Source organism: Halosimplex litoreum (assembly GCF_016065055.1).
In the GTDB taxonomy this organism is placed as follows: domain Archaea; phylum Halobacteriota; class Halobacteria; order Halobacteriales; family Haloarculaceae; genus Halosimplex; species Halosimplex litoreum.
On sequence record NZ_CP065856.1, the window covers coordinates 108,090 to 130,895 of the forward strand.

21 protein-coding genes are annotated in these 22,806 nt (G+C 63.7%); 10 read left to right on the plus strand and 11 right to left on the minus strand.

Annotation, left to right across the window (positions count from 1 at the left end; translation table 11 throughout):
• Nucleotides 1-103 precede the first annotated feature (103 nt).
• The 3 genes from dhaK to dhaM are packed head-to-tail and all read left to right on the plus strand — an operon-like array spanning nucleotide 104 to nucleotide 2,180.
• Complete coding sequence (gene dhaK, locus I7X12_RS00565) at nucleotides 104-1,099, plus strand: dihydroxyacetone kinase subunit DhaK (protein WP_198061953.1); 996 nt, start codon at nucleotides 104-106, stop codon at nucleotides 1,097-1,099.
• Nucleotides 1,096-1,800, plus strand: a complete 705-nt coding sequence (dhaL, locus tag I7X12_RS00570) for a dihydroxyacetone kinase subunit DhaL (protein WP_198061954.1) — start codon at nucleotides 1,096-1,098, stop codon at nucleotides 1,798-1,800. The genes dhaK and dhaL overlap by 4 nt, the downstream gene beginning before the upstream one ends.
• Nucleotides 1,800-2,180 carry a dihydroxyacetone kinase phosphoryl donor subunit DhaM gene (dhaM, locus tag I7X12_RS00575; RefSeq protein WP_198061955.1) on the plus strand — a complete coding sequence of 127 codons (381 nt, stop codon included), beginning with the start codon at nucleotides 1,800-1,802 and terminating at the stop codon, nucleotides 2,178-2,180. Before dhaL ends, dhaM begins: the two co-directional genes overlap by 1 nt.
• A gap of 66 nt (nucleotides 2,181-2,246) precedes the next feature.
• Here the strand turns inward: dhaM and ptsP are convergent, their stop codons facing one another.
• A complete protein-coding gene (ptsP, locus tag I7X12_RS00580; protein WP_198061956.1) occupies nucleotides 2,247-3,938 on the minus strand; it encodes a phosphoenolpyruvate--protein phosphotransferase in 1,692 nt (563 codons plus the stop codon).
• Nucleotides 3,935-4,255, minus strand: a complete 321-nt coding sequence (locus I7X12_RS00585; RefSeq protein WP_198061957.1) for an HPr family phosphocarrier protein — start codon at nucleotides 4,253-4,255, stop codon at nucleotides 3,935-3,937. The genes ptsP and I7X12_RS00585 overlap by 4 nt, the downstream gene beginning before the upstream one ends.
• 109 nt (nucleotides 4,256-4,364) lie before the next feature.
• Between I7X12_RS00585 and I7X12_RS00590 the strand changes: the two genes are divergently transcribed.
• Complete coding sequence (locus I7X12_RS00590) at nucleotides 4,365-5,267, plus strand: HFX_2341 family transcriptional regulator (protein WP_198061958.1); 903 nt, start codon at nucleotides 4,365-4,367, stop codon at nucleotides 5,265-5,267.
• A 172-nt stretch (nucleotides 5,268-5,439) separates the two neighbouring features.
• Here I7X12_RS00590 and I7X12_RS00595 read toward each other — a convergent pair whose 3' ends face one another.
• Nucleotides 5,440-6,480 carry an NAD(P)-dependent alcohol dehydrogenase gene (locus I7X12_RS00595; protein ID WP_198061959.1) on the minus strand — a complete coding sequence of 347 codons (1,041 nt, stop codon included), beginning with the start codon at nucleotides 6,478-6,480 and terminating at the stop codon, nucleotides 5,440-5,442.
• A 112-nt stretch (nucleotides 6,481-6,592) separates the two neighbouring features.
• Between I7X12_RS00595 and I7X12_RS00600 the strand changes: the two genes are divergently transcribed.
• Entirely contained in the window at nucleotides 6,593-6,934 is a 342-nt protein-coding gene (locus I7X12_RS00600; RefSeq protein WP_198061960.1) for a 2Fe-2S iron-sulfur cluster-binding protein, read from the plus strand.
• A 332-nt stretch (nucleotides 6,935-7,266) separates the two neighbouring features.
• Nucleotides 7,267-9,999 carry a valine--tRNA ligase gene (locus I7X12_RS00605; protein ID WP_198061961.1) on the plus strand — a complete coding sequence of 911 codons (2,733 nt, stop codon included), beginning with the start codon at nucleotides 7,267-7,269 and terminating at the stop codon, nucleotides 9,997-9,999.
• Between the two features lie 31 nt (nucleotides 10,000-10,030).
• On the opposite strand, the gene I7X12_RS00610 is transcribed toward I7X12_RS00605, so the two are convergent.
• The 3 genes from I7X12_RS00610 to I7X12_RS00620 form a co-directional block, all read right to left on the minus strand.
• Nucleotides 10,031-10,876, minus strand: a complete 846-nt coding sequence (locus I7X12_RS00610; protein ID WP_198061962.1) for a phytanoyl-CoA dioxygenase family protein — start codon at nucleotides 10,874-10,876, stop codon at nucleotides 10,031-10,033.
• A 93-nt stretch (nucleotides 10,877-10,969) separates the two neighbouring features.
• The gene (locus I7X12_RS00615; RefSeq protein WP_198061963.1) at nucleotides 10,970-11,743 is read right to left on the minus strand and encodes a DUF1405 domain-containing protein; all 774 of its coding nucleotides are present in this window, start codon (nucleotides 11,741-11,743) and stop codon (nucleotides 10,970-10,972) included.
• Nucleotides 11,744-11,815: 72 nt separating this feature from the next.
• The gene (locus I7X12_RS00620) at nucleotides 11,816-12,175 is read right to left on the minus strand and encodes a hypothetical protein (protein ID WP_198061964.1); all 360 of its coding nucleotides are present in this window, start codon (nucleotides 12,173-12,175) and stop codon (nucleotides 11,816-11,818) included.
• 124 nt (nucleotides 12,176-12,299) lie between these two features.
• On the opposite strand from I7X12_RS00620, the gene pdxS reads away from it, so the two are divergent.
• Nucleotides 12,300-13,208 (plus strand): pyridoxal 5'-phosphate synthase lyase subunit PdxS, encoded by a 909-nt coding sequence (pdxS, locus tag I7X12_RS00625; protein ID WP_198061965.1) that lies wholly within the window; start codon nucleotides 12,300-12,302, stop codon nucleotides 13,206-13,208.
• Nucleotides 13,209-13,433: 225 nt separating this feature from the next.
• Nucleotides 13,434-14,597, plus strand: coding sequence for a mechanosensitive ion channel family protein (locus tag I7X12_RS00630; RefSeq protein ID WP_198061966.1), 1,164 nt, complete (start codon nucleotides 13,434-13,436; stop codon nucleotides 14,595-14,597).
• 79 nt (nucleotides 14,598-14,676) lie between these two features.
• Here I7X12_RS00630 and I7X12_RS00635 read toward each other — a convergent pair whose 3' ends face one another.
• On the minus strand, nucleotides 14,677-14,994 hold the full coding sequence (locus tag I7X12_RS00635; RefSeq protein WP_198061967.1) for a hypothetical protein: 318 nt from the start codon (nucleotides 14,992-14,994) through the stop codon (nucleotides 14,677-14,679).
• Nucleotides 14,995-15,138: 144 nt separating this feature from the next.
• On the minus strand, nucleotides 15,139-16,065 hold the full coding sequence (gene uppS, locus I7X12_RS00640) for a polyprenyl diphosphate synthase (protein WP_198061968.1): 927 nt from the start codon (nucleotides 16,063-16,065) through the stop codon (nucleotides 15,139-15,141).
• A gap of 125 nt (nucleotides 16,066-16,190) precedes the next feature.
• Between uppS and I7X12_RS00645 the strand changes: the two genes are divergently transcribed.
• On the plus strand, nucleotides 16,191-17,114 hold the full coding sequence (locus I7X12_RS00645) for a metallophosphoesterase (RefSeq protein ID WP_198061969.1): 924 nt from the start codon (nucleotides 16,191-16,193) through the stop codon (nucleotides 17,112-17,114).
• 260 nt (nucleotides 17,115-17,374) lie between these two features.
• Here I7X12_RS00645 and I7X12_RS00650 read toward each other — a convergent pair whose 3' ends face one another.
• Entirely contained in the window at nucleotides 17,375-18,451 is a 1,077-nt protein-coding gene (locus I7X12_RS00650) for a tyrosine-type recombinase/integrase (RefSeq protein WP_198061970.1), read from the minus strand.
• A 249-nt stretch (nucleotides 18,452-18,700) separates the two neighbouring features.
• Between I7X12_RS00650 and I7X12_RS00655 the strand changes: the two genes are divergently transcribed.
• Nucleotides 18,701-19,147 (plus strand): winged helix-turn-helix domain-containing protein, encoded by a 447-nt coding sequence (locus tag I7X12_RS00655; RefSeq protein ID WP_198061971.1) that lies wholly within the window; start codon nucleotides 18,701-18,703, stop codon nucleotides 19,145-19,147.
• A gap of 26 nt (nucleotides 19,148-19,173) precedes the next feature.
• Here the strand turns inward: I7X12_RS00655 and I7X12_RS00660 are convergent, their stop codons facing one another.
• Nucleotides 19,174-19,734, minus strand: coding sequence for a TATA-box-binding protein (locus I7X12_RS00660; protein ID WP_198061972.1), 561 nt, complete (start codon nucleotides 19,732-19,734; stop codon nucleotides 19,174-19,176).
• 48 nt (nucleotides 19,735-19,782) lie between these two features.
• On the minus strand, nucleotides 19,783-22,707 hold the full coding sequence (locus I7X12_RS00665) for an N-6 DNA methylase (RefSeq protein WP_198061973.1): 2,925 nt from the start codon (nucleotides 22,705-22,707) through the stop codon (nucleotides 19,783-19,785).
• Nucleotides 22,708-22,806: the final 99 nt, after the last annotated feature.

Consider the following 22,806-nt stretch of genomic DNA (forward strand, 5'->3'; position numbering starts at 1 on the left):
GGGGCCGAAACCCGCGACTCGCCGCTCCGGAACGAGCTCGTCCGGCCGGTCGGCGTCGTCCGGCTCAACACTTATTTCTTCACGATTCATTATTACGTACGGGATGAAGAAACTGATCAACGACCCGGACGACGTCGTCGACGAGATGCTCGACGGGATGGTCGCGGCCCATCCCGACCGGCTCCGTCGGCTCTCCGACACGCAGGTCGTGGTCCGGACCGACGCGCCGCTCGACGAGGTCGGTGTCGTCAGCGGCGGCGGCAGCGGACACGAGCCGACACACGCCGGCTACATCGGTGACGGAATGCTCGACGGCGCCGCGGCGGGCGACGTGTTCTCCTCGCCCACCGCCGACGAGTTCGAGGCACTCGTCGACGCCTGCGACGGCGGCGAAGGGGTCCTCGCGGTCGTCAAGAACTACGAGGGGGACGTGATGAACTTCGAGACGGCGATCGAGCTCGCCGAGATGGAGGGGGCCGAGGTCGCGACGGTCGTCGTGAACGACGACGTGGCGGTCGAGGACTCGCTGTACACCTCCGGTCGCCGCGGCGTCTGCGGGACCATCCTCGTCCACAAGGCCGCGGGAGCGAAGGCCGCCGAGGGCGCCGACCTCGCGGACGTCCAGCGCGTCGGTCAGAAGGTGGTCGACAACGTCGGGACGATGGGCATGGCGCTCACCTCCTGTGTCACGCCCGAGAAGGGCGAACCGACCTTCGACCTCGGCGACGAGGAGATCGAACTCGGGATCGGCATCCACGGCGAACCCGGCACCGAACGGACGGGGACGATGTCCGCCGACGAGGTCACCGACGAGCTGACCGAGTCGGTCCTCGCGGACCTGGACCTCGACGAGGACCAGGAGGTGCTCACGATCGTCAACGGGATGGGTGGGACGCCCCAGATGGAGCTGTTCGTCGTCAACCGCCGGCTCCAGGAACTGCTCGACGAGCGCGGGCTCGACACCTGGGACGCCTGGGTCGGCGACTACATGACCTCGCTGGACATGGCAGGGTGTTCGATCACCGTCTGTGCCGTCGACGACGAACTGAAAGAGCTACTCGCCGCGCCGGCAGACACGCCAGCGCTGACGGTGCGATGAGCGCGGACGGTGAAGCGGCCGTCGCCGCGGTCGAACGGGTCGCCGAGCGCCTCGAACGCGAGCGCGACTACCTCACGGAGCTGGACTCCGCGATCGGCGACGCCGACCACGGCGGGAACATGGCCCGCGGCTGGGCCAGCGCCGCCGAGGCCGTCCGCGAGCTGGACGACCCCGACCCTGCGACGGTCGCGAAGGCGACCGGGCGGACGCTCATGTCCGAAGTCGGCGGAGCTTCGGGCCCGCTGTACGGCGGGTCGCTCGTCTTCGCCAGCGTCGAACTCGACGACGGGCTCACCCCGGAGTCCGCCGTCGCGTTCGCCGAGACGTACCTGGAGAAGGTACGGGACCGCGGCGACGCCAGCGTCGGGGATCAGACGATGGTCGACGCGCTCGTCCCGCTGGTCCACACGTTCAAGAAGTCGATCGAGGTCGACGGCCTGCCGCCGGTGGTGGCGCTCGCGAAGGCCGTCGACGCCGCCGAGCGCGGCGCCGCCTTCACCGTCCCGATCCGAGCGAGGAAGGGGCGCGCGTCGTATCTCGGCTGGCGTTCGGTGGGCCACAAGGACCCGGGCGCGACGAGCACGCTGTTCGTCGCGGAGTCGCTGCTTGAGACCGCCCGCGACCGCCTCGACGCGACCGTCGCCCCAGACCTCGACGCCACGTCACCGACGGTCCCCGAGGAGGGGGCCACGGAGGGGTGATGATCGGCCTCGTCGTCGTCTCCCACAGCGAGCGGGCGGCCGACGGGATCGCCGAAGTCGCCGCCGAGATGGGCGGCGAGACCCACATCGAACCGGTCGGCGGCGACGGTCGGGGCGGTATCGGGACCGTCCCCGACGACATCGAGGCGGCACTCGCGGCGGTGGACGACGGCGAGGGCGTCGTCGTCCTCGTCGACCTCGGCAGTGCCGTGATGAACGCCGAAGTGGCCATCGAGATGGCGGACACGGAAGCGGTCGTCGCCGACGCGCCCGTCCTCGAAGGCGCGGTCAACGCCGCCGTCGCCGCGACGAGTCCGACGGCGACGCTCGACACCGTCCGCGAACGGGCCGAGGCCGCCCGCGAGATCGACAAGCTGTAGACTCGCCTGCCACCGGAGCTCGGCCGCGGTAGTCGGCCGCCGGGGATCGCCTCGCTCCGGCCGGCCTCACGACCGGTCGAGCACGTCGAGGACGCCTTCGCGGGTCTGACAGGCCAGCGCACGCTCGGCGAGGGCGGCCGCGTCGTCGGCGTCGGTCTCACGCACCCGCGCTTTCACCGCGGGCACCGTCACCGAGCTCGCGCTGAGTTCGTCCAGACCCAGGCCGACGAGCAGTTCCGTCAGCGCCGGGTCACCCGCCATCTCACCGCACATCCCGATCCACGCGTCCGTCCTGCCGGTGGCCTCCGCAGTGCGGTCGATCGCCCGCAGAACCGCCGGGTGGAGCGGATCGTGGAGGGTCGCGACGCCCTCGTTCTCCCGGTCGGCGGCCATCACGTACTGCGTGAGGTCGTTCGTCCCGATGCTGAGGAAATCGAGGCGGTCGGCCAGTTCGTCCGCGAGGAACGCCGCCGCCGGCGTCTCGACCATCGCGCCCAGTTCCGGCATCGCGTGGTCGATCCCCGCCGCATCGAGGTCCTCCGCGACGGCCTCTATCCGGTCGAGGGCAGCCTCGACTTCCTCGACGCGGGCCACCATCGGGAACATCACCGCCAGACCGTCGCCGTGGTCGCTCGCGGTCGCGCGCAACAGCACTCGCAGTTGCGTCTCGAACAGGTCGGCGTGTTCGTCCAGCGAGGGCCGGATCCCTCGCCGGCCCAGGAACGGGTTCGTCTCCGTCGGCGTGTCGAGATAGGGGACCGGCTTGTCGCCCCCGACGTCCAGCGTCCGCACGACGACCCGGTCGTCGGGGAACGCCGCCAGCGCGGCGGTGATAGCCTCGTACTGCTCGTCCTCGTCCGGCGGCGTCGCGCGGTCGAGGAAGAGGAACTCCGTCCGGAACAGCCCGACGCCGTCGGCCCCCCGCTCGGCCGCCGGGCCGAGTTCCGCGACGCGCCCGACGTTGGCGGCCACTTCGACCGCGCGACCGTCGGCCGTGTGCACCCGCTCGGTACGGACCGGTGCCTCGACGCCGCCCGCGCTCGCCCGTCTGCGCTCGTCGGGGTCGACGACGACCTCCCCGGCCTCACCGTCGACGAGTACGTCGACGCCCTCGTCGACGGTCGCGAGTCCGTCGCCGACGCCGACGACGGCCGGGATCGACAGCGCGCGAGCGATGATCGCCGCGTGGGCCGTCCGGCCGCCGGTCGCGGTCACGATGCCCGCGACGGCGTCGGGGTCGAGTTCGGCCGTGTCGCTCGGCGTCAGCCGCTCGGCCAGCAGGACGGTCTCCGACGGCAGGGCCGCGAGGTCGACCGCATCGATGCCCAGCAGCGCGCGCAGGAGCCGGTCGCGTACGTCGCGCAGGTCGTCCGCGCGCTCGGCCATTCGCCCCTCTAGCCCCTCGAACTGCGCGACGGCCTCGGCGAAGCGGTCGGCGACGGCGTGTTCGGCGAGCGTCCCGTCGGCGACGGCGTCCTCGATATCCCCGACCAGTTGCGGGTCGTCGAGGAACTGCCGGTGGGCCTCGAAGACGGCGGCCTCGTCCGCGCCGACACGGTCGGCGGTTCGGTCGCGCGCGACGGCGAGCGCTTCACGCGCTTCGTCGCGGGCACGCTCGACGCGTTCCACTTCCGCTTCGGGGTCGACCGTTTCTGGGTCGGGTCGTTCCGGGAGCGAGAGGGCGGCCTCGGGGCGGTACCAGCGTGCGCGCCCGACGCCCGACAGCGGCGTGGTTCCCACGCCCGAGAGCGTTCTCACGGCGGTTCACCCCCGCCGCTGTCGGTCGCGGGTTCGCTATCGCTCTCGCCGTTCTTGCCCTCTACGGGGGTCGTCAGGACCGCTTCGAGCGCGTCGAGCGCCTCCGCGGCGTCGTCACCCTCGGCGACGATGCGCACCGTCTCGCCGTTGCGGACGTTGAGACCGGTGACGGCGAGCATACTGTTCGCACCGACCCCCTCCTCGCCGGGACGGCCGACCGTCAGTTCTGCTTCGAACTCGTTCGCCGCCCGGACGAACGCGGCGGCGGGGCGGGCGTGCAGCCCCGCGTCCGGGACGACCTCGACGGTTCGTTCCATAGTGATCGATCGTGTTTGATAGGCATGACGCTGTCGTCGGTGGTTCCGTCGTACCTCGCCGCCGGGTCGAGACTGGCCTTTTTTACCCACACCGGTCGTCCGTTCGCGTATGCAGACCCACATCGTCCCGGTCGGCTTCGACTACGACCGGTTGATCGCGCCGCTGGTGCGCGACAGACTCGACGTGGACCGCGTCGTCCTGCTGGAGGGCGCGGTCGGCAGCGAGGCCAACGTCGAGTACTCCCGGAACCTCGCCGCCAAGCTGGAGAAGGACTACCGCAACCTCCTCGGGGCGACGACCGAACGGTTCGTCGTCGAAGACGTCTACGACTACGACGAGGCCTTCGAACAGGCGTTCGAACTCATCAACGCCGAACTCGACCGCGAGGACGACGCGAAGGTGTGGGTCAACATCTCCGCGATGCCCCGGACGGTGTCCTTTGCCTTCGCCACGGCCGCCCACTCCATCATGGTCGAGCGCGAGGAGGACCGCCAGCGCATCCACACCTACTACACCGTCCCCGAGAAGTACCTCGAGACCGAACTCGCCGAGGAGCTCCACCGCGGGATCGACCTCCTCTCGGACCTGGAGGGCGCCGTCGACGACCCCGACCTCGCCGAGCGCGTCGACGAGCGGCTGGCCGCCGCCGAGGAACTGCTCTCGGAGTTCGACGAGCGCGGGACGACCATCGGCGCCAAGGAGTTCGACGGCCAGCACATCCTCGAACTCCCCGTCGCCTCCTTCTCGAACGTCAAGCCGTTCGAGGAGCTGATCCTCTTCACCCTCGGCGAACACGGCGAGTTCGAGTCCGTCTCCGAGCTGGCCCAGGAACTCGCGCGCGAGCTCGGCGAGGAGTACACCGACAGCTTCCGCTCGAAGGTCATCTACAACGTCGACCGCCTCGGACCGGGGGGGAAGGGCTACATCGAACAGGAGGAACAGGGCAAGTCCTACCGTACGCGACTGTCGCGCATCGGCGAGCTGTGGGTCCGCGCGCACTCGGACGACTGAGGTGAGCCAGGATGGATCGAACGCGGGTCACGCTCGGGTCGGCCTCGTCGGGTTCGCACTCGTGGCGCTCGGGTTCGCGGTGACGCCGGGACTGGTCTCGAAGACCGCCGTCGCGTGCTCGTCGCACGAACCGGCCGCCTTCCACGGGTTCGACGGCTGCTCGGAGAGAGTCTTACGGTGTGATGACGGCGCGGCCGTCGATCTCGCCGTGTTCGAGCCGCTCGGCGACGGTGTTGATGTCACCGAGGTCGTAGCGACTGGTCGTCAGTTCCACGTCGCCGCGGTCGACGAGCGCGACGAGTTCCTGCAGTTCGGTGTAGCGGCCGACGATGTTGCCCTGGAACGAGAACTCGCCGTTGACGAGCGCCTGGGCTGGCTCGTGGACGTGGCCGCCGTAGCCGATTATCTGGTGGTCGCCGCCGGCGGCGACGATGTCCGGGGCCAGGGCCGTCGTCTCGTCGGCGCCGACGAAATCGAGCACCTGCGCGGCGCCGGTGCCGTCGGTGAAGTCGTCGACGACTGCCGCCACGTCCTCGCTCTCGGGGTCGACTGTGAGCTGGGCGCCCAGGTCGGTCGCGAGCTCGCGAGCGGATTCCTTGAGGTCGACGGCGACGACGTCGGCGGCGGACATCGCGTCGAGACACTGGAGCCCGATGTGGCCGAGCCCGCCGACGCCGATGACGACGGCGGTGTCGCCGGGGGCCAGGTCGCGGACAGACCGCTTCGCGGCGTGGTAGGCGGTGATCCCGGCGTCTGCGTGGGGTGCGATATCGACCGGGTCGACGCCCCCCGGGAGCGGGACGATCGAGCGCTCGCCGGTCAGCAGGTAGTCGGCGAAGCCGCCGTCGACGGTGAGCCCGTTGAAAGACTGGTTCTCGCAGTACATCGTCTCGCCCTCGCGACAGGCTCGGCAGACGCCGCAGGTCTGGACCGGGTGACAGACCACCCGGTCGCCCGGTTCGACCGTCCGCACGTCGTCGCCGACCTCGACGACGGTGCCGGCGTTCTCGTGGCCAAGGGTCATCGGGAGGTCCTGGTCGACGTAGTCGGTCCACATGCCCTCGACGATGTGGTTGTCCGTCTGGCACCAGCCGGCGCCTTCGACCTCGACAAGGACGCCGTCCCCGGAGCCGATCTCGGGGCGGTCGACCTCCTCGACGGTGAGCCCGTTCGCCATGTCGTCGGTGTACTCGTGGAGTCGGGCAGCGCGCATGTCTCGCGGTTGGGCGCTCGAAAGGTTAAATCCACAGTCGGCGAGCGCTACCCGGTCCGAGCGCGACGCTCCGGTCCGAACGGGTAAGCCGGTCGCGCCCCAACGGCGATCCATGCCTACGGTCCGCTACGGCGACCGCGAGATCGACTGCGAGCGGGGCGACGCGCTCCGGGACGTGCTGCTGGACGCGGGGATCGTGCCGCACAACGGCGCCTCGAAACGGGTCAACTGCGGCGGTCACGGCACGTGCGGCACCTGCGCCGTCGCGGTCGACGGCCCGACGAGCGCGCCGACGGCCCGGGAACGCTGGCGGCTGGACTTCCCGCCGCACGACGCGACAGCGGACCTCAGACTCGCCTGTCAGACCCGCGTCGAGGGCGACCTGACTGTCGTGAAGTTTCCGGGCTTCTGGGGACAACACGCGGACGAACCGCCGGTGAGCGAGGGGGACTGAACGGGGCCGCGGCGGACGCGACGCCGCCGAGCAGCCGACGCGATGACGTAAGCGTTATGTTGGCGCCTCGTCCACTCTCTACCGATGACAGGGCCGTTCGACGGGATCGACGCTCGCGTCGCGAACGAGCCCCGGCTCTCGGTAGCCGTCGCCGTACGTGTAGGGGCCCCCTAGCCCCGACACATCTCCATTCTGACCGCGTTCGAACCGCTCGACGACCAGCCGCCAGACACACCGATGTACGATACACCGACACCGACCGACGACACGCATCGACCGACAGCCGCCGCGCTCGGAGCGCGAGCGCGACAGACTCCCGGGAGCGAGTCCCGATGAGCACCGACAGCGACACCGGAGCGACCGACGCCGCGGGAGGCGAGTCCGAGTCCACCGAAACCGAAGAGACGCTCCCCGGAGAGTACGACCCCGCCGACGTCGAGACCAAGTGGCAACAGCGCTGGGTCGAGGCGGACACGTACGCCTACGACCGCGAGGCCGCCGTCGACGCCGACACGGCCTTCAGCATCGATACGCCGCCGCCGACGGTCTCCGGCGACCTCCACATGGGCCACCTCTACCAGTTCACCCTCCAGGACTTCGTCGCCCGCTACCACCGAATGGCCGACCCGGCGGTCTACTTCCCGTTCGGTTACGACGACAACGGCATCGCCTCCGAGCGGCTGACCGAGCGCGAGCTCGGCATCCGTCACCAGAACTTCACCCGCCGCGAGTTCCAGGAGAAGTGTCGCGAGGTCTGCGCCGACTACGAGGACGCCTTCACCGAGGACGTCCAGTCGCTGGCGGTCTCGGTCGACTGGGACAACACCTACAAGACCATCGAGCCGCGCGTCCAGCGCATCTCCCAGCTCTCCTTCATCGATCTGTACGAGCAGGGCCGGGAGTATCGCCAGCGCGCCCCGACGATCTGGTGTCCCGACTGCGAGACGGCCATCTCCCAGGTCGAACAGGAGGACGAGCACAAACACACGAAGTTCAACGACATCGACTTCGAGCTCGTCGAGACGGGCGAGGGCGAAGCCGAGGACGATGCGACGTTCACCATCTCGACGACCCGTCCGGAGCTCCTGCCGGCCTGCGTCTCCGTCTTCGTCCACCCCGACGACGAGGACAACGCCGACCTCGTCGGCGGCACGGCGCGGGTCCCCATCTTCGGTCAGGAGGTCCCCATCATCGAGGACGAGCGGGTCGACCTGGAGACCGGCAGCGGCCTCGTCATGTGCTGTACCTTCGGCGACCAGACCGACATCGAGTGGTACCAGGCCCACGACCTCCCGCTGCGGATCGCCATCGACGAGTCGGGCACGATGACCGACCTCGCCGGCGACTACGAGGGCATGTCCACCGTCGACGCCCGCGCGGCCATCATCGAGGATCTGGACGACGCCGGCGCGCTCGTCGAGAGCCGCGACCACGACCACACCGTCCAGGTCCACGAGCGCTGCGAGACCGAAGTCGAGTACCTCGTCACCGAGCAGTGGTACGTCGAGATGCTCGACAAGACCGACGAGTACCTCGATGCGGGCGAGGCGATGGACTGGTACCCCGAGAAGATGTTCAGCCGCTACCAGCACTGGATCGAGGGCCTGGAGTGGGACTGGTGTATCTCCCGCCAGCGCGACTCCGGCATCCCCATCCCCGTCTGGTACTGCGACGACTGCGGCGAGACGATCATGGCCGCCAAGGAGGATCTCCCGGTCGACCCGCTCGCCGACGACCCGCCGGTCGACGCCTGTCCCGACTGTGGGTCCGCGGAGTTGCGCCCCGAGGAGGACGTCTTCGACACCTGGGCCACCTCGTCGCTGACCCCGCTGGTCAACGCCGGCTGGGACTGGGACGCCGAGGCGGAGGAGTACACGATGGAGCGCCCGGAGCTCTACCAGTACGACCTGCGCCCGCAGGGCCACGACATCATCTCCTTCTGGCTGTTCCACACCGTCGTCAAGTGCTACGAGCACACCGGCGAGGTCCCCTTCGAGAGCGTCATGATCAACGGGATGGTCTTAGACGAGAACCGCGAGGCCATGTCCAAATCGAAGGGCAACGTCATCCCGCCCTCGGAGGTGACCGAGAACTTCCCGGTCGACGCCGCCCGCTACTGGGCCGCCGGCACCTCCATCGGCGACGACTTCCCCTACAAGGAAGGGGACCTCGAAGCCGGCGAGCGCCTGCTCCAGAAGCTCTGGAACGCCTCGCGGCTGATCGACCAGCTCACGCCGGAGCCGGACGCGGTCGAGGAGCCCGACGAATCGGATCTGGCCGCCGTCGACCGCTGGATGCTCGCCGAACTCGACGACGCGGTCGAGTCGCTCACCGAGCAGTTCGAGGCCTACGAGTTCTCGAAGGCGCGCAACGAACTCCGCTCCTTTTTCTGGAACAGCTTCTGCGACGACTACCTGGAGATCGCGAAGCAGCGACTCGACGACGCCGACGGCGGCGCCGACGCCCGCTCGACCGAGTACGCGCTGCTGACGGCCCACCGAACCTTCTTGAAGCTGTTCGCCCCGTTCCTCCCGCACGTCACCGAGGAACTGTGGCAGCGCCTCTACGCGGACGACGGTGAGGATCTGGACTCCATCCACACCACCGACTGGCCGGAGACCCGCGGCTACGAGGCGGATCTGGCGGCCGGCGAGACGGCGATGGAGGTCATCGCCGCGCTGCGCCGCTACAAGACCGACAACGGACTGCCGCTCAACGCCGATCTGGACCGCGTTCAGGTCTACGGCGGGATCGCCGGCTTCGAGAACGCCGTCGCCGAGGCGATGCACGTCGCGGATCTGGAGACGCTGGCGGAGCCGCCCGAGGTCACCACCGAGGTCACCGGCGTCGACCTCGACTACTCGCTGGTCGGCCCCGAATACGGGAGTGAAGTCGGCGACATCGACGCCGCCATCGAGAGCGGTGAGTTCGAAGAAGTCGACGGGAAGTTGCAGGTCGCCGGCGTCGAACTGGACTCGGAGATGTACGAGATCGAAGAGGCGCGGACGTACTCCGGCGACGGCGAGATGATCGAGACCGAGTCGGCCATCCTGATCGTCGGCTGACTACGGGTATTTCGCTTTCCCGTGCGTGGTACTATCTCTTCGAAACGATCGGCTCACTACCCTCGACGAACGGAACGCCGGCCATGGCGGGCCAGTACTCGAAGAGGTTCGCGGCGGCGTCCCGACGAACGTCCTCGACGTCCTCGCGGGCGAAGCGCTCGATGCCGGCCATCCGGACGCGCTCGCCGGTGTTGATCCCGGCCGTGTGGGTCAACAGGCCGTGCCAGAGGACGACCGTGCCGGCCGGCCCCGAGATCTCGTAGGGGTCCCACTGGTCGTGGAGCCGGCGGTCGTAGTCCCACTCGCCCGGTTCCTCCCCCGTCGCGGGCAACTGGGAGTTGTTCGGCTTCCCACCCACGGACTCCAGCGCGTGGTCGGCGAAGTACGCGGCCGCTGCCCGATGCGAGCCGGGCCAGACGGTGAACCCGCCGCCGCGGGGGCCCACGTCGTCGAAGTAGACGGCGGCGCCGAGCTGGAAGGTCGTTACTTCGGGGTTCTCGTCGAAGGCGGCGTAGCCGTCGAGGTGGCCCTCGGCGCGCTTGGGGCCGTGGACCGGGTCGGCCGTGTCCGCGTCGGGGAACTCTAGCGCGACCTGCATCCCGGGGCCGGGCGGTTCGAGGACGCCCTGGCCGACGAGGGCCTCTGCGGCCGGGAACAACGCGTCGGCGAGCGCGGTCAACGGCGCTTCGTCGACGCCTTCCAGAGCCACCTCGTATCCGGCGCCGATCAGCGCCTGGGGGTCGTCGGGGTCGGCGTCCATCGCGTCGACGACCGCCGCGCGAGCGTCGTCGACGGCCTCGGTCGACAGCAGGTCCTCGCGCACGAGGAAGCCGTCGCGCGCGAAGGCCCTGCGCTCCGAGTCGGTGAACGATACCATATCCCAGACAGGGCCGACCCGGGGGAATAGCTTCGGACCGCGGAAGCACGTTCCCGGAGTTCGGGGCGAACGCCCATGCCAGCGGCGGGTCGGTCAGGCCGCGTCGCGTTTGACCTTCTCGACGCGGGTCGCCAGCGCGAGGAAGGTCGCGAGCAGCGTGAGGACGACCGCCCAGGCCGCGGCCAGGTCGTGGGCGGGGACGCTGTGGTCGGGGACCCCGGCCGCGAGGAACGGTTCCGCCCGGAGCCAGGTGTGGTGTGGGCCTTCCAGGATCGGCCAGAAGTAGTCGACCACGTCGTTGAAGCCGTACCACGCGAGCGCGAGTGCGACCGATCCAACCGTGAATCGGGCGTAGCGGTGGATCAGGAACGCCTCGACGGCCATCGCGACGTGGCTGAGGATGAGGAACCAGTAGAGCCAGGCGGCGATGCCGCCGGGGCCGTTGAGCACGAGCTGGACGAACGGCGTCCACAGCCCGAGCTTGATACAGCCGAAGAAGGCCAGCATGTGTAGCGGCCCGGCGTCGATATCGAGCTTCCAGGCGACCAGCGAGAGTCCGATGAACATCGTCGCGACGGGTGAGTCGGGGATGAGCGGGTAGGCGGCCAGCGGCGCGGCGCCGAGTTGCCCCCCGAGCAGCGGCGGGGCGAGGTCGACGGGTTGCCCGGCGTAGTACCAGAAGCCGAAGAGGGTGCCGACGAGGTTGACCAGCGCGATGGGCCACGCGAGTCGGAGGCCCAGGTCCTCCAGCCAGTCGGGCAGCGGCGCGACGTAGGCGGGGAGCCCCTGGGACTCGGGAAGGGCTCCGTCGAAGTAGCGGGCGACGACCCGCTCGATGCGGCGACCCGCGCGGCTGACGGCTGACATGCCCGACCCTGTGGCCCCCGCGCGCAAAACGGTAGCGGTCGGGTCGTCGACGGCTGGGTCCCGTCGGTCGTCTCAGCGGACCTCCGTTCGCAGGTTTCGGACCCGCTCGACTTCGACGTCCAGTTCGTCGAGGGCGTATTCGATCTCCGAGACCGCCGCGCGGAGTATCTTCGTCTCCGACCCGGCGGTGAACTGGAAGATCCCGGTGGCACCGCCGCCGACGAACACCTCGATGCGACAGCCGTCACCGGTCCCGTCGACGATAACGGTCACCTGCATGTTCGAGTTCGTCCGCCAGAACTCGTACTCCTCGGCGACGAGCACGTCGAACCCGCGGCCGTCGTACCGGTGATCCGGTTCGAGCCGGTCGACGACCGCCGTCGCGAGATCCGTCGCGTCCGCGTCCTCGATCTCGTAAGTCCTCCCTTCCATACCCGGAGTTGTTGCACGTGGAACATAACGGTGGTCCCCCGTGTCCGCCCCGCGAGGCCGCCGGCTGGCGTCGGTCTGGGGACGAACGATACTCGTTAAGTGAGTCCGACGCTAAGGCCGGAACATGACCGACGAAACGGACCTGGAGGAACTCCGCCGCGGGACCGACCTGGTCAAGCGCGGGTTCGCCAAGATGCAGAAGGGCGGCGTCATCATGGACGTCGTGAATCGCGAGCAGGCCCGCATCGCCGAGGACGTGGGCGCCGTCGCGGTGATGAACCTCGAAGCCGTCCCCGCCGACATCCGCAAACGCGGCGGCGTCGCCCGCATGGCCGACCCCGCCTCGCTCGAAGCCATCATCGACGAGGTCTCCATCCCCGTCATGGGCAAGTCCCGTATCGGCCACACGAAGGAGGCCCAGATCCTCGAAGCCGCCGGCGCCGACATGGTCGACGAGAGCGAGGTGCTCACGCCGGCCGACGACCGCTATCACATCGACAAGCGCGACTTCACCGCGCCGTTCGTCTGCGGCGCGCGCAACCTCGGCGAGGCGCTCCGGCGTATCGACGAGGGCGCGGCGATGATCCGGACCAAGGGCGAGGCCGGCACGGGCGACGTGAACCAGGCCGTCCACCACCAGCGCAACATCAAGGGTGCCATCCGCAAACTCGAGGGGATGGCCCACGAGGAACGCGAGAAGTGGGCCCGCGAACACGAAGCCCCCGCCGAACTCGTCCACGAGACCGCCGAGATGGGCCGCCTGCCCGTCGTGAACTTCGCCGCCGGTGGTATCGCGACGCCCGCCGACGCCGCGCTGATGATGCACCACGGCTGCGACGGCATCTTCGTCGGCTCTGGTATCTTCGGCGCCGAGGACCCCGAAGCGATGGGGACCGCCGTCGTCGAGGCAGTCAACAACTGGGACGACCCCGAGACGCTCGTCGAGATCACCTCGAACATCGGCGCCGGGATGAAGGGCGACGCCAACGTCGACCTGCCCGAAGAAGAGAAGATGCAAGACCGCGGCGTCTGAACGGCCACGTCCCCCTACTGATTCTCTTCCGACTTCTCGAACCGTTCGAGCGGCCGCGTCGTCGGTCGATCGCAGGTGGAGTCCGACCAGTCCACGGGTCCGCCCGCCGGGGCACCGGGCGCGGCGCTCGACCGACGGCAGGGGTATCCGACCCCGACGTCGGGCCACCACTCGACGGACCGACAAGCGCAACGCCCAAGACTGTCGACTCACGAGTCCCGACGTATGCTACAGGCGACGCCGGTCGACGCCGCCCGGTCGTTCCTCACGGGGTTCGAGACGCTCGGCGCCCGGGTCGGCGTCACCGCGTTGCTCGTCGTCGTCGTCACGGCCTTCGGCTGGCTGCTCCTCCCCCGACTGATCGAGGGAGTCCAGAACTCCGCCCTGCAGTGGGCCGTCAGCGGCGCGATCCTGCGCGCCGCTCAGCTCTCGTTGCTCGTCGGCGGTGGGCTCTCGCTGCTGTACCTCTGGGGGTTCGGCCCGACCCTCTCGACTCTCTCCGAAGAGGTGACCAGCGACTCGGAACTCCGGACGCTCGGGCGAACGCTGGGTTCGGTGGCCGTCTTCTTCGCCGCCTACGCGGTCGCGCGATACCTCTCGAACGCCGTCGCGAACCTCGGTCGACACGCCGACTGGCTGACCGACCACCAGGAGGAGATCCTCTTGCGGACCGCCCAGCTGTTCCTGTTCGGGTTCGCCGGGATCGTCATCCTCGGGATCTGGGACACCAACCTCGGGGGCCTCCTCGTCGGCGCCGGCTTCCTCGGCATCGTCGTCGGCTTCGCCGCCCGCCAGACTCTCGGCTCGCTCATCGCTGGATTCGTCCTCATGTTCTCTCGTCCCTTTACCATCGGCGACTGGGTCGAGATCGGCGGCGAAGAGGGTATCGTCACCGACATCACAATCTTTCACACCAGACTGGAGAACTTCGACGGCGAGTTCGTCATCATCCCCAACGACCGCGTCTCCGACCGACCGATCACGAACCGGAGTCAGAAGGGCCTGTTGCGTATCCGCGTCGACGTGAGCGTCGATTACGAGGCCGACCCCGACCGCGCCAAACAGGTTGCCATCGAGGCCATCTCGAACTGCAGCGAAGTCGTCGACGCTCCGCCGCCGCAGGTGTTCCCCAAGGAGTTCGGCGACTCCGCGGTCGTCCTCGAGATGCGCTTCTGGATCGACCACCCCACCCCGCCGCGCAAGTGGAAGGCCGTCTCGGCGGTCGTCAGCGCCGTCAAGTCCGCCTTCGAAGAGGAGGGGATCAAGATCCCATTCCCCCAGCGGGAACTCACTGGCCGCGCCGAGGCCGGCGGCTTCGACGTTCGCGGCCAACCCGGTTCGAACGGCGCCTCGGAGGACCAACAGGCGGAAGCGCACGGAAACGACTGATACGTCTCGGTCGAGACGGTCGGTCACTGTGGCGCGACAAAACGTTTTCCGACCGAATCGCCCGAAAGCGCAACGGCCGCTAGTCGACGCCGAAGTAGCCTTCGACGACGAGCGCGAAGCCGACGATCCACAGGCCCGCGAGGCCAGTGACCGCGGCCACGTGGAACGCCCACGCGAGGCCGGCCCCGCCGACCAGCGGCGTCGCCATCGCCTCGCCGACCCAGGCGAGCGGCCCTCCCGTCCCCGGCCGAGTCACCGCGACCAGCAACGCCGTCACTACCGCCGGCCCCGCCGCGCCGAGGAGCGCGAGCCCTAACCGGCGACTCGCGCGCGCGACGCTGTGCGGCCGCCTGCCGTGCGTCACGAACGCGTCGGCGTCCGACCCCGAATGTGCCATGATAGATGATGTCACACGTCTGCTCTACTTAAACGTATCGTCACGTGGGTGCGAGTGGCATACGGTCGAATCCGACTGGGGACTACTGGATAGGACGGGTCCGTGAGGTCAGAGAGCGGGACTTTCGGTCGGCGGTTCGTTCGGTCAGTCGGCGGTTCGTTCGAACTCGGCGTCGGTCTCCGACTCGATCGCTTCGCGTTCGGCGCTCGGGAGCGCGTCCTTGAACCGCCGGAGGACGCGTCGGGCGTCGTGTCCCTCGGCGCCGCCGAGCGCCCGTACCAACGCGAGCGCCCGCCGCGCGCGGGTCTTGCGCCAGGACTCCTCGCGGTGTTCGTAGGTCCGGATCGCCCGCAGGAAGTCGACCTTCCGGAACTCCGGCCAGTACGGCGTACAGAAGTAGACCGCCGCCTCGTTGCCGTTGGCGTGCCACGGCAGGAAGTTCGACGTGCGCTCGTCGCCACCGGTTCGGACGATCAGGTCCACGTCGCGGCTCGGTCCCTCGTAGAGCCGCTGTTCGACGGTCTCGACGTCGATTTCCTCGGCGTCGAGTTCGTCTGCGTCGACCGCTCCCGTCACGTCCCGGGCGGCCGAGAGCAACTCCGCGCGACCACCGTACGCCAGCGCGATGTTCAGCTGGAGGTCGTCGTATCCCCCGGTCCGGCGCTCGGCGTAGTCGATCGCTTCGCGGACACGCTCGGGGAGTTTGCCCGTCTCACCGATCGCCCGAATGCACACCTCGGAGTCGTGGACCCGGTCGGCGTCAGCGAACTCCCGAAGCTTCTCACAGAGCAGATCGAACAGCGCTTCGTTCTCCTCCTCGGGCCGCTCGAAGTTCTCCGTCGAGAAAGTGTACAGCGTCAGCTCGTCGACGCCGGTCTCCCGACACCACTCGAGCACTTGCTCTGTCGTCTCTGCGCCCGCGCGATGGCCCTCGGATGCGTCGTCGCCCCGCTGTCGCGCGTATCGCCGGTTGCCGTCCTGGATGACGGCGACGTGACTGGGCGTACCCGACAGCTCCAGTTCGAGCAACCGCTCGTACGCACCGCGTGCCAGCTGCCCCAGTCTCTCCATCTGCTTATGTTCTTTCAGGCCGACGATATGAGTTTTGTGTTTAGAACGAACGGAAGATCCCTCCGAAGCCGTTTTGATGCCCTGTGGTGTATCCATCGGTTGACAGACCGTCGGTCCCGTCCGCCATGATAGACCTCACTCCCGACCACGACGACCCGATGCCTCGCGCCGCACGCGACGGCGTCGGCGCGCTCGACGCCGACAGCCCCCGTATCGTCAGTATCAGCGACATCCACGGCTACCTCGACGCCGCCCGCGCGGCGCTCACAGTCGTCGGCGACCACCCCGACTTCGCCCCGCTCGTCGACGCCGACGAGGACGGCCGGCTCCACTGGGCCGGCGACGACGAGTCGGTACTCGTGTTCAACGGCGATCTGGTCGACCGCGGCCCCGACAACGCCGCCGTGGTCGCCCTCGTCGAACGCCTCGCTCGCGAGGCCCCGCCCGGCCACGTCCGCGTCACGCTCGGCAACCACGAGTGGGGCGTCCTCTTCCGAGACCTGGTCAACTGGGACGCCTGGTTCTCCGGCAGTCGGTCCGACGTGGAGCGCCGACAGCTCTGTGAAGCGATCGTCGACGGCCACCTCGTCGCCGCCTACGACGGCTACGCGTTCACGTACGCCCACGCCGGCCGCGTCAGCGACTACGACACCGCACGGTTGAACGACCGGTTCGCCGAAGCGGCCGGTGATCTCCTCGACGCGATCGGGACCGACGACGACGAGTCGACCCAGAAACGGTTGGTCGAAGACTACCGGGAAGTGCTCGGCATCGGCCGTCGTGGCGGCCGTGCCTTCGGTGCCGGCATCGCCTGGCTCGACTTCAAGTTCCTGAGCGATACGGCGCCACTCCAGGTCGTCGGCCATACACGCCAGGACGAGATCGTCCAGAAGGGTAACGTGATCTGCGAGAACGTGATCCGGGCGAACCTGGAGAACGCGGGTGGGGAGGCTGTGATGGTGGAGACCGAGTCGGAGTTGGTGGCGCTGGAGCGACGTGGGAACGGGAGCGTCCGGAAGCGGACGTTCGAGATCCCCGACGGAGACTGATCGGTCGCGTCGTCGGTCTCGAGTGCCTGCGCTCGACCGGGGCAATGCGGGTCGTCGTGAGTGAACCCCCTCACGACCAAAGCGATAGAACGGAAGGTGACACCGCGCTCGGGCGCGCCGGTTGGATAAGACTCCTCGAGAGAGCGAAACCCTACGGAGAAGCCGCTAGTGGGTATAATGAAGTGGGACCGCCGAGGTGAGCGAGTCGCTTTCGGAGGGAGTCATCCCAACGGTCACAGTGGTGTTCCTGTTCCAGTGGTTCATTCGAGGTAGCTACGTCGCGTTTCCATCCGCTTCAGCAGATCAGGCTGATCGTAGTGAGTGCGAATGACCTCTGGCGTGGCATTCACGCGCTCAGCGAGTACCTCAGGTGGCCAACCTTCGTCACGATGATTTGTGATCGAGCCTGTCCGTATCCGGTGGGGTGAACGAGCTGACGGACAGCGCGACTCATAGCCATGTTCACGGGCTTCGCAATCTTCCGGGTCACGATCGTGCGGGCAAACTCCATATCGGCACGGTTGGGTGATGATATTGAACCGGGAGCGAATCGCTCCCTTCGACATTCGACCCGTTCCCTTCTGACTGGAGAAGAGAGGTTTCCGGCCGAATTCATCTTCTACGTCCGGTCGAGAAACTTCGATGTATTCCCGAAGTAGCTCACCGATCTCTTCGGAAAGGCCAACCGGTCGCTCACCATCTTCCTGATTCTTTAGAGGAGTATCTGAATCCGGACGGTGCCGGAAGTAGATAAACGGAACTTCAACGCTTTCCAGCTCTTCCGGATCGATGTCGTCCTGGTGAGCAAGTCGTTGGAGATCGTCTTCGACGAGATAGCAGTCACGTAGATCTAGCGAGCGTAGCGCGCCGAGGCGTGCGCCCGTGTGCCACGCGAGAGCAAATAGAGCGCGGTCCCGGCTAGCGTATTCGTACCTTCTGAGATTTTCAAGAATATTTTCGGCTCGCTTTGTCGATAATTTCTCTTCATTTGCCCGTTCTGCCTTCGAGAGAGTCGGCACATCCACTTTCGCCGGTAATTCCGGTGGGACAGCCTCAACATCCACACAGAATTCGAGAAAGAGTTTGATAGTCCCGAGTTGATTATTCAACGCGCTCTTGCTGAGATCATCGGCACGGCGGGCTGAATCGTACCGAAAAACATCGCGCCCTGCCAGTTCATTCAGATTTTGGATTCCTTCTTCATCGAGCCAGTCGACGAACTGGCGGACTCGATAAAAGTAGCTTTTTACAGTTTCTTCGGACTTCTCAGCCCGCTGCCGGTCGAGCCACATTTCCATTGCCTCACGAGGGTCGAGAGGTCGGAGATCTTCGCTCATGTATTCACCCCAGGTAACGGGCGGCCGCAGTCGACACAACAGGATTCGAGTATACCCCCTTCCGTCCGAATTTGGCGGGTTTCCAGTGTATCGGGTCGAATCTGTAATTTAGACCGTCTCGTCATATAATACAGCTAAATGGCTGTTACCATAAAGCTATCCCTAATTAGGGAACGTTTTTTGGAGAAGGGCAATCAGTGGGGCTTGAACCGGGGTCACTTTTTAGAGAGAGGGACTGTACTGGAGAATATGGACGACGAACCTGACCGGATAGACTGGCTCACCGACATGGACAAGCAGATATTGGAAGTTCTAAGTAGTGAGCTCATCCTGACCCCCGCAATCATCGCAGAGAACATCGGTCGATCTCGAAAAGGAGTTTCTAACCGTATCAATTCGCTACAGGCAGGTGAGCTAATCGAGAAAATTGACCGCGGCAAGTATCGAATAACCGATGAAGGCCGATCAGTTCTGGAAAGTTTCAACAAAGAGAAGATTCGGGGAATTCGGTTAGATATAACACAGCGAAGGCTAATCGAGGAAGATTTAGGAGTTACCAGAGAGGAATACTTGAGGCAAGCCCGGAAGGAGTACGAGCAGATAAGAAAGGATGAAGATATTGAGGAGCCTTTTGAAGAAGCCTTCGAGCGTGTAGAATCCCGTCTTCGAGAGGATGCAGAAGAAGAATCCAACTAAGTTCACAAATAGCGCTGGATATCTTATTACATATCCAGGTTGATTTTTTCAATAAATACTTCAACTGTCTTTGTGATAGAATCAAGATCGCTGAGTCCGGTGCAGAGAAGTTTTCCACTGGAGAATATGAGAATGACCGCGTTTGACTCAGAGTCACGGTAAATCAGGCCTGGGAACTGCTCCGGTTCATACTCGATGCGTTCCAACCCAAGCTGCAGCGCCAATGCTTCGAGATCCACATTCCTATCGAGCGCCGTTGTTACAACAATATTGCTTACTTCAGACTCAGGTGTAAAATCAAACTTTAGTATATCCTGCATCACTGCATTCACGCGCCCGACTACATTTTCGAAGTGTTCGACAGAATCGACTCCAGTGATTGAGCAACGTCCGGATCGATAGAATGCGACATACGTATCATCCGGAGCAAAATATGTTTGTAGCCAGTGATTCTCTGCGGGTTCATAGGTGGAGTTGGTAATTTCACTTCGGGTAGCCATTGTGTCGGCTAACTCGCCTAGGTCGAGCTCCTGACGATAATGAACCCACCCCACTACGTTGACAACTTCTAAACCCAAGTCATTCATAATAGGATAAGTGTCACCATGAGTATTAACGACGATGGAGAGAGAATCTTATGAGAAATCGTCTAATGTGCTGACTCCGCCCTCATTTTCTCCGCCGAAGTATTCAGATGACCATTCTACTGTAGCATCAAGGTCTTTTAACATGACTTCGGAATCAAATTCACCCTCTAATCGCTGGTGTGTCATCACTTTCCTCATTGTGGATAGCTCTTCAGGAGTGATGGAATCAAGCCCAACTGCATCAAGAACAGCCTGATTCAGCTGTTGTTCTGCATCATCCTCTCCGTTCAATAGAGCATTTGTCGCCGTTTTAATTGACTCTATGTGTTCTTGTTCAAACTCCCGAATATCTGGAACGGGAACGCTCTCTAATTCATACGTCATCAACTGCAATGCGCCGTTCCCCTCTACCCGGCCCCAACATTCGAGTAAAGCTCCGTAGAGGCTCGAATTCATGAGCCCGATGACGACTTTAGAATCAATACCTCCCTTGACATAGACACAGTCTACTGCATTTGTTGTAAGCGCTCTCGCACGATTTGAAACCGTAAAGAGTCTCCATTTGAAGAATTTAGGATGGAATAACTCTGGCGCTTGTTGCTCACCTAAATCGAACCAAACTCCTCTGTTTGCACAGGTGTTTCGTTTATGAATCTCATCATTTTCACCTTCATTAATATACTGGAGTAGAGAATCATATCCATCGCGCTTAAGCGAGGATCGCACGTCTTCTTCTAGTGTCGTATCGGTCCCGAATTTTTTGGTTCGATTTTCCACTTTCGTTACATAGTCATGGACATCAAGAATATATTTATCAGCATCTCCTTGCTCAAATACTTCCGAGTCCATTCCTTTAATGCTCTTTACTACTGGTGACAAGAATCGCTTGTCAATACCTCTTCTCTCTGCTTCATCTTGATCCAGAATAAAGAATTTATTAGCGCCTGTAACCGGCCCACGAGATATGTCTACAAAATTACTAAGGGGGACAAAGTCATCTCGCTCAATAAGGTTAATTAATTTGAGTGGAGCATTCAAGTAGTAGTTGATTTTTTTCGGGCCTGTATCGTGAAGGTATTCTTGTCGAACTCCTAGCATACGATAGTTCGGGCGTTCACGAATGTCTATTGGTTCCTGATCGAGCGACATACCAAACGTCACAGTTTCATAAAGATCGACAGGTTCCATCTCTTCTTGAACACGAATGAATTTCGTTACGGTTTCTCGTCGAGTTTCTTCATCCTCACACCGCTCAATTAGCAATAAGCAGGTATCTACAAATGCATCTTCGAACGCTCGTTCTGCAAATCCGACAACCGCATGGATTTGGTAATGGTCAAATAGGAACTGCTGGAAATCCATTCCATATCGGACACTCAACCATTTCGGCGGAATGACGAACCCGAGCCGTCCTCCGTCTCTGAGGAATTGCGTAGCATGTGTAACGAAGTATACGTACGCATCGCTTTTCTTACTGAGTTTCTTCGACCCATCAAGATAGGGTGATGCATTTTCTGGACCGAACCGTGAAAGATGCGCTCTGAATGCGTCTTTATCAGGTATGTCACGGTTCCGGATATACGGCGGGTTTCCGACGATCCCGTCGAAGTACCCGACTTCCCCAGTATCCCGGTTATCTAGCCGCGCAGATGTCAGCATTTTCGAGTCTGGTTCGATGGCGAAGAATGAGGCGTGGTAAGCGTGTAGTGTATCAATTTCCTCTTCGATGTTTTGACTCGCAAGGTTCAACGCAGTGAGATGCAGCGGGAATTTATTGATATCTACAGCGGTGATCGAGTCAAGAATGTCTTGATGCGTGGCGTCCGGGTAGTCACGTTTCAAGTCGGTGTATACTTCGACGGGGAATGTTCCACTACCAGACGCTGGGTCAAGGATTTCAGGAAGATCGTATTCTGCTTGTGCGTCGAGAACCCATTCCGAGACGGCATCAGCGATCGTCGGTGGTGTGTAGTACTGACCGAGCTTTTTACGTTCAGTTTTCGGAATAAGTTCTTCGAATACGTCACCTAGAAGATCTTCGTCGATTCCAGAAATTTCGCGTTGCTCAATGTTTTCAGCGAGTGATTGGATATTCTGTAGTGTTTTCTTATTGTGTGGGAACTGTTCGAACAAATCGCTATTTCGGAAGATCGGTTCGTAGTCGATCTTTTCCATGATTTCGTCGAATCGCCGGCGGATGTGTTCATCGAGAAAATCGAGACTAGAAACACCGACGAGTGATTGAAGTTTGTTCCCATCGCTTGGTTTGATTGGATCTGGTGTTTGTTCACGGACGACTTCGTAGAACAGAATTTTATTCGTTAACAGGTACGCATATTGTTTCGCGGCGGTTTCTAACTGTTCATCCGTTGGTAGAGCGGTGAAGTCGTTTTCTCGAACCCAGCCGTCAAACAGATTGATGAATTTCTCATTACTTTTGTATTTTTGCTGAGCGAGCTCTTTGTATGCCGGCCAAATCGTTGAGTGGAATGTTCGGAGTAACCCAACAACTTGTTCTTTCTTTTCCTGTTCAGGAAGTTTCCCATGCTGATAGAGATGATCAACGCCGGAGAGGAGTTGCGGAACGAATCCGTCAAGTTCCGGGTCAGAGAGGTTGATCGGGCGGAGGTTTGCGTAGTTGTAAGGGACGTTCTGTAGAGTGATTTCTCCGTCGTAGTTGAAGAGGTAAAAGTCATTACTATTACACGTTGCGAAAAAGTCAGCGCCGATGTCTCGCGTGTAGTCGCGTGCCTGTTTTATTACGTCTTTATCATATGGGGAGATATCGTCTCGTTTGACCTCGATAACGAGACTACCAGTAAGGTTACTATCAATATGAATGTCTGCCTGTCGCCCCTCAACATCCTTCTCAATAGTGACCTCCGAGAACTTTGTATCATTATTCTCAACATATCGATAAAGGGCTGAGTAGAGGAGACTATGGAATTTTTGTTCTTTTGGTGTATCAGACATGGATTGTGGTTAGAAATCAGATGTACAAAAAGGTCAGCAATAGCAGGTCCAAACTCACACGACTAATACCGCACATATGGCCTGTATCTCGTTCACCAA

Bases quoted from the DNA above. Each gene is read 5' to 3' on its own strand.
- dhaK (WP_198061953.1), top strand. From the start codon at position 104: ATGAAGAAACTGATCAACGACCCGGACGACGTCGTCGACGAGATGCTC.
- dhaL (WP_198061954.1), top strand. From the start codon at position 1,096: ATGAGCGCGGACGGTGAAGCGGCCGTCGCCGCGGTCGAACGGGTCGCC.
- dhaM (WP_198061955.1), top strand. From the start codon at position 1,800: ATGATCGGCCTCGTCGTCGTCTCCCACAGCGAGCGGGCGGCCGACGGG.
- I7X12_RS00585 (WP_198061957.1), bottom strand. From the start codon at position 4,255: ATGGAACGAACCGTCGAGGTCGTCCCGGACGCGGGGCTGCACGCCCGC.
- I7X12_RS00590 (WP_198061958.1), top strand. From the start codon at position 4,365: ATGCAGACCCACATCGTCCCGGTCGGCTTCGACTACGACCGGTTGATC.
- I7X12_RS00595 (WP_198061959.1), bottom strand. From the start codon at position 6,480: ATGCGCGCTGCCCGACTCCACGAGTACACCGACGACATGGCGAACGGG.
- I7X12_RS00600 (WP_198061960.1), top strand. From the start codon at position 6,593: ATGCCTACGGTCCGCTACGGCGACCGCGAGATCGACTGCGAGCGGGGC.
- I7X12_RS00605 (WP_198061961.1), top strand. From the start codon at position 7,267: ATGAGCACCGACAGCGACACCGGAGCGACCGACGCCGCGGGAGGCGAG.
- I7X12_RS00610 (WP_198061962.1), bottom strand. From the start codon at position 10,876: ATGGTATCGTTCACCGACTCGGAGCGCAGGGCCTTCGCGCGCGACGGC.
- I7X12_RS00615 (WP_198061963.1), bottom strand. From the start codon at position 11,743: ATGTCAGCCGTCAGCCGCGCGGGTCGCCGCATCGAGCGGGTCGTCGCC.
- I7X12_RS00620 (WP_198061964.1), bottom strand. From the start codon at position 12,175: ATGGAAGGGAGGACTTACGAGATCGAGGACGCGGACGCGACGGATCTC.
- pdxS (WP_198061965.1), top strand. From the start codon at position 12,300: ATGACCGACGAAACGGACCTGGAGGAACTCCGCCGCGGGACCGACCTG.
- I7X12_RS00630 (WP_198061966.1), top strand. From the start codon at position 13,434: ATGCTACAGGCGACGCCGGTCGACGCCGCCCGGTCGTTCCTCACGGGG.
- I7X12_RS00635 (WP_198061967.1), bottom strand. From the start codon at position 14,994: ATGGCACATTCGGGGTCGGACGCCGACGCGTTCGTGACGCACGGCAGG.
- uppS (WP_198061968.1), bottom strand. From the start codon at position 16,065: ATGGAGAGACTGGGGCAGCTGGCACGCGGTGCGTACGAGCGGTTGCTC.
- I7X12_RS00645 (WP_198061969.1), top strand. From the start codon at position 16,191: ATGATAGACCTCACTCCCGACCACGACGACCCGATGCCTCGCGCCGCA.
- I7X12_RS00650 (WP_198061970.1), bottom strand. From the start codon at position 18,451: ATGAGCGAAGATCTCCGACCTCTCGACCCTCGTGAGGCAATGGAAATG.
- I7X12_RS00655 (WP_198061971.1), top strand. From the start codon at position 18,701: ATGGACGACGAACCTGACCGGATAGACTGGCTCACCGACATGGACAAG.
- I7X12_RS00660 (WP_198061972.1), bottom strand. From the start codon at position 19,734: ATGAATGACTTGGGTTTAGAAGTTGTCAACGTAGTGGGGTGGGTTCAT.
- I7X12_RS00665 (WP_198061973.1), bottom strand. From the start codon at position 22,707: ATGTCTGATACACCAAAAGAACAAAAATTCCATAGTCTCCTCTACTCA.